A 1,677-nucleotide genomic window follows, 5' to 3' on the forward strand; every position below is an offset into this window, starting at 1 on the left:
GGTGGGAACTCATGAGAGACTGCCGCAGACAATGCGGAGGAAGGCGGGGATGACGTCAAATCATCATGCCCCTTATGACCTGGGCTACACACGTACTACAATGGGAGTTAATAGACGGAAGCGAAACCGCGAGGTGGAGCAAACCCGAGAAACACTCTCTCAGTTCGGATCGTAGGCTGCAACTCGCCTACGTGAAGTCGGAATCGCTAGTAATCGCAGGTCAGCATACTGCGGTGAATACGTTCCCGGGCCTTGTACACACCGCCCGTCACACCACGAAAGTCGGAAGTGCCCAAAGCCGGTGGGGTAACCTTCGGGAGCCAGCCGTCTAAGGTAAAGTCGATGATTGGGGTGAAGTCGTAACAAGGTAGCCGTATCGGAAGGTGCGGCTGGATCACCTCCTTTCTAGGGAGACATACACCGAGCCAAGAGCTTGGATGTCACTTAGGTCGACACTTTGGCACCTAACATTGTTCGGTTTTGAGAGATCTGTAAAGACTCTCAATTCTACAGATATGGGCCTATAGCTCAGCTGGTTAGAGCGCACGCCTGATAAGCGTGAGGTCGGTGGTTCGAGTCCACCTAGGCCCACCAGTTGGCTCATATTACTTGAAATACACATTGTGTAGAGTACAGACAAAAGAGCTAAACATAGGTATAACTTTAAAAAGATAACGGATTCTTCGGAATGGATTATCGAGACTAAAGCGTAACCACTCATGGGGGCGTAGCTCAGTTGGGAGAGCACCTGCCTTGCAAGCAGGGGGTCAGGAGTTCGAATCTCCTCGTCTCCACCATTTAGTATTTGACAGCTAGTCTGTTTTATACTAAAATAACTAAGCTGATTAAACAATCAGTTACAATTTAATAGATTTCGATGGATATCTAGGCGCGTGAGTTGAACGTCGTCGCCGCGTAATGGTAATTACGCAAGACAAGTGAGACGAATGCAACGACGATAGACGCGAAATATATAAATTGTTTGTTCTTTGAAAACTGCATAGAAGATAATTATTATATATTTGTAAGGTCATCTCTTAGAATTTCTAAGTAGGTTGACCCGAGCACATAGGAAATAATTCTCTGACTTATTGGTGACGTACATGAAAATGTACGGCTACAAAATAAACGACAATGTATCTAATGCATGTCATAAAATCTTAAGTAAAGATTTTAAGGGCGTACGGCGGATGCCTTGGCGATATCAGCCGATGAAGGACGCGGTAAGCTGCGATAAGCTACGGAGAGGTGCAAGCAACCTTTGACCCGTAGATTTCCGAATGGGGGAACCCGGCAGTGGTTATGCACTGTCACCCATACCTTTGAGTATGAGGAGGGCACCTGGGGAACTGAAACATCTAATTACCCAGAGGAAGAGTAATCAAACGAGATTTTCTTAGTAGCGGCGAGCGAACGGGAAAGAGGCCAAACCGGAGCGGGCAACCGCACCGGGGTTGAGGACAGTCATCAAGTGTAAATGAGGTAGAAGAATAGAGTTGGAAAGCTCAGCCGTAGAAGGTGAAAGCCCTGTAATCGAAACCTTGCATACACGGGACTGTATCCAGAGTACCACGAGACACGTGAAACCTTGTGGGAAGCAGGGGGGACCACCCTCCAAGCCAAAATACTGATATCGACCGATAGCGCATAGTACCGTGAGGGAAAGGTGAAAAGAAC

2 tRNA genes and 2 rRNA genes are annotated in these 1,677 nt (G+C 47.6%); all 4 read left to right on the forward strand.

Annotated features, from left to right (window positions below):
- Positions 1-405: ribosomal RNA gene (locus tag VIHSUH07_RS04255) — 16S ribosomal RNA — on the forward strand; the annotation flags it as partial.
- A gap of 112 nt (positions 406-517) precedes the next feature.
- Positions 518-594: transfer RNA gene (locus VIHSUH07_RS04260), tRNA-Ile, on the forward strand.
- A gap of 127 nt (positions 595-721) precedes the next feature.
- A tRNA-Ala gene (locus VIHSUH07_RS04265) sits at positions 722-797 on the forward strand.
- Positions 798-1,163: 366 nt separating this feature from the next.
- A 23S ribosomal RNA gene (locus VIHSUH07_RS04270) occupies positions 1,164-1,677 on the forward strand; the annotation flags it as partial.

Origin of the sequence: Veillonella sp. T34266-5 (assembly GCF_002959815.1) — a bacterium.
Classification (GTDB): Bacteria; Bacillota; Negativicutes; order Veillonellales; family Veillonellaceae; genus Veillonella; species Veillonella atypica.